The organism is uncultured Campylobacter sp., assembly GCF_937890585.1.
Lineage (GTDB): Bacteria > Campylobacterota > Campylobacteria > Campylobacterales > Campylobacteraceae > Campylobacter_A.
The window spans coordinates 1-3,327 of record NZ_CALACG010000313.1 but is presented as its reverse complement, the minus strand read 5'-3'; the positions used below and the strand labels follow the sequence as shown (position 1 = coordinate 3,327).

The window sequence follows — 3,327 nt, the reverse complement described above, 5'->3', positions numbered from 1 at the left end:
ACTTTTGGCTACAAGATAAATTTATTTTGTAGCCAAAATTTATATTAAATAATAAAAATTATTACTTAATTAACCAACGATTAACTCTAACTGCATATAATTTCATCACATTTAAATAATAAAGAAGGAGACAAAATGTCAAAAGTTATTTTACAGTTAAATACAATTCAAGCCGATGCAAACGCACTTTACATCAAATTTCACGATCTTCACTGGAACGTAAAAGGTATTCAGTTTTTCAGCGTCCATGAGTACACAGAAAAAGCCTATGAAGATATGAGTGAGATATTTGATGCGGTAGCAGAAAGGGCTCTTATGCTTGGCGGCAGACCTATCGCAAAGGCTGAGGAGCTAGCAAAAGTCGCTCACATCAAGCATGAGCCAAAAGAGAGCTACACTCCGACTGAAGTTTTAGAGATCGTTTTGGCTGACTACAAGCATCTTTTAGGCGAGTTTAAAAAGCTTGATGAGCTTGCAGAGGGCGATACAACAACTCAGATGTACGCACAAGATCAAATAGCTAAATTTGAAAAAGCCATCTGGATGCTAAACGCAACACTTGGCAAATAATCACAGCGGGGGCTCTCCCGCTTTATCCTAAATAAATTCCACCTTTTGGCGATATAGTTTTTATAAACTTAAAGGAGCCAAATATGCAAATCAGTCAAATCATAAGTTCATACAACACTTCAAGCGTAAAAGAAAATGTAAAATCAGAAATTTCACTTCATAAAGATGAAAAAGAGGTTTCTAAAAAGCAGCACGATGTTTCAAATTTAAGTGCAAAAGAGATCTCAAATAGCTACTTTTTGCAGTATCAAAAAGAGATCACTCAAAGCGCTAGCTCAAATTTACTAGCACAAGGCGGCCTAAGCTTTAACGTACCTGAAAATTTATCAGACATTTTATCTGGTCTTGATCTAACAGGTATAGGATACAACGGCAAAGCTCTAGGAGAGCTAAGCAGCAATGAGGCAAGTGAGCTAGTTAGTGAAAATGGCTTTTTTGGTATCGCAAATACAGCCGAGAGGATAGCTGGCTTTGTGCTAAGTGGCGCAGGAGATGATGTCGAGAAGCTAAAAGCTGGCAGAGAGGGCGTGGCAAAAGGCTTTGAAGATGCAAGGAAAATTTGGGGTGGTGAGCTACCTGAAATTTCTCAAAAGACTATCGAAAAGACACTTGAGACACTTGATAAAAAGATCGCCGAGCTTGGCGGTAACGTCTTAAACGTATCAGCCTAAATTTCTTGGGAACTCTCCCAAGAAATTTACATATAATAATGTAAGCACAAAACTCAAATTTCAAATCTAGCAAAATTATTTAACCTTAGAAGCTATACTTTGCCCTTTAAAATAAGGAGAAAAGATGAAAGCTAAAATTTTACTTCCTTTGGCGGCGGCTTCTATGTTTCTTGGATGTTCGTTCTTTGATGACAATCCGCCAGTTCGCAAACAAAAACCAGTTCAAAATACACAAACCAAACAGCTAAAAAGCTCGATCAAAGGCTTTATAAAAGAGGTAACCTACAAAGACTCGAAGTATTGCTACGAGATAGTGGCGAGCGATACGAAAAATAACAAGCTTAATAAAGCAAATTTTTGCGCAAATAGGTACTACTACGACAAGGGCGATCTTGTTTACGCTACTTTTTACGCAGATAAGCTTGTGGATATGATCCTTATCAAAGAAGGCGGCTCTCGTGGGCTTACTACTGGGATCAGAAAGCCGCAAAATGAGGTCATCATCAAAAGAAAAAGCATAAAAACAAATATCGAAGTACCAAAAGAGGAGAAAATTTCTTTTTAGATTACCGTTGATTTACTGCCAGCATATATAATTTCATCAGCAATCAAAACTAGAACTCCTTTTAAGGGGCCAAAGCAACGCCCCTTTTTCTTTATTACTCCCTTTTTAAAAATATCGCTTTCGAAGTTAAAATTATCAAAATATACCTCTTTTTGGTTAAAATCGGTAAACAATCGGTAACAAAAATGTAAAAATTTATGATTTTTTAAGCTTCACATTAAAATTTATAGACTATAATCGTTCTCACAAAAACCTTAAAAGGAGAAAAAATGAAACTAACAAAAATTAGTTTAGCCGCTTTGGTTGCTTTAGGTGCATTTTCAAGCGTAGCGAGTGCCACTCCACTTGAAGAAGCTATAAAAAATGTAGATCTTTCAGGATTTGCAAGATATAGATATACAAATACTCACACAAAAGATACAGTAGCAAAAGAAGTTACAAAAGATAGTGATGCAGATCACCAATTCAGAATGATAACCAACTTCAAGGCTGCCATTGACGATAACTTCTTTGGTGTTATCGGTTTTAGATATAATACTTCTGATAACTCTGGTGATAACGTAACTGCAGGTACAGATAAGACTGATACAACTGGAAAATTTAATGTTTATCAGTTTTATCTAGGCTACAACATAGGTGGCACTACTATAACAGCTGGTAAACAAGTTATTGGTTCATACTTTACTGATGACGCAGTTGGTACAGGTGTTAGAATAGAAAATAAAGATATTGAAGGCTTAACTCTAACAGCCTTGGCTTTTGATGCACTTGAGGGAAGCAGTTGGTATAATGGTGGTTTATATGAAAAAGCTACAGGTAACTTTGCAACTTATGACGTTGGTAATCTATATGCAGCTGGTATAGCTGGTTCATATGATCCAGTAAATTTCCAACTATGGTATGCTAGTTTAACAAACCTAGCTGATCTACTTGGTGCAGACGTTTCACTAAATTTTGCTATCACTAATGATGTAAAATTAGGCGCAAGACTTAACTATGTAAATAGTACAGCTGATGAAAGTGCAAAAAGCAAGCTTAGCTACAATGATGGTAACTTCTATGCTGGTGAACTTTCAACTTCACTATTTGGTCTTGATCTAGCTGGTGGTTATATCGGCTGGAAATCTCAAGATAAAGCTATTTCGGCATTCTCATTTGAAGATCAAGGTGGTCTAATAGACGCTGGTGAAGAAGTATTTGATTGGACTTACGCAAAAGGAAAAGGTAGCTTCTTCTATGTAAAAAGTGCATATACTTTTGATAAATTTACTTTTGGCCTAGATTATGTAAAAGGCAACACTAAGATAGCCGGAGTAAATGCAGACGTAAAAGAAAAAATCCAAGAATTTGTACCAAGGTTTGCTTATCAATACAATAAAAAGCTAGCATTTAGTTCATTCTATGCTTTAAAAACTAAAAAAGTTGCTGATGACAAAAAGAACGAAGACATATTCAGATTTGAAGCCAAATACTCATTCTAATATTAGCTCATTAATCAACTTATGATATAATCCCGGGTCG

General features: G+C 35.9%; 4 protein-coding genes. All 4 read left to right on the top strand.

Annotated features, from left to right (window positions below):
- Nucleotides 1-135: 135 nt before the first annotated feature.
- Entirely contained in the window at nt 136-570 is a 435-nt protein-coding gene (locus Q0296_RS09400) for a DNA starvation/stationary phase protection protein (RefSeq protein ID WP_087583699.1), read from the top strand.
- A gap of 83 nt (nt 571-653) precedes the next feature.
- Nucleotides 654-1,241: a hydrogenase-4 component G gene (locus Q0296_RS09395; RefSeq protein ID WP_298039807.1), complete on the top strand. Its 588-nt coding sequence runs from the start codon at nt 654-656 to the stop codon at nt 1,239-1,241.
- Nucleotides 1,242-1,365: 124 nt separating this feature from the next.
- Nucleotides 1,366-1,806 carry a hypothetical protein gene (locus tag Q0296_RS09390; protein WP_298039803.1) on the top strand — a complete coding sequence of 147 codons (441 nt, stop codon included), beginning with the start codon at nt 1,366-1,368 and terminating at the stop codon, nt 1,804-1,806.
- Between the two features lie 269 nt (nt 1,807-2,075).
- On the top strand, nt 2,076-3,287 hold the full coding sequence (locus Q0296_RS09385) for a major outer membrane protein (RefSeq protein ID WP_298039800.1): 1,212 nt from the start codon (nt 2,076-2,078) through the stop codon (nt 3,285-3,287).
- The last annotated feature ends 40 nt before the right edge of the window (nt 3,288-3,327 follow it).

What these genes read in the sequence shown, in the direction of transcription:
- Q0296_RS09400 (WP_087583699.1), top strand. Translation starts at nt 136, where the DNA reads ATGTCAAAAGTTATTTTACAGTTAAATACAATTCAAGCCGATGCAAAC.
- Q0296_RS09395 (WP_298039807.1), top strand. Translation starts at nt 654, where the DNA reads ATGCAAATCAGTCAAATCATAAGTTCATACAACACTTCAAGCGTAAAA.
- Q0296_RS09390 (WP_298039803.1), top strand. Translation starts at nt 1,366, where the DNA reads ATGAAAGCTAAAATTTTACTTCCTTTGGCGGCGGCTTCTATGTTTCTT.
- Q0296_RS09385 (WP_298039800.1), top strand. Translation starts at nt 2,076, where the DNA reads ATGAAACTAACAAAAATTAGTTTAGCCGCTTTGGTTGCTTTAGGTGCA.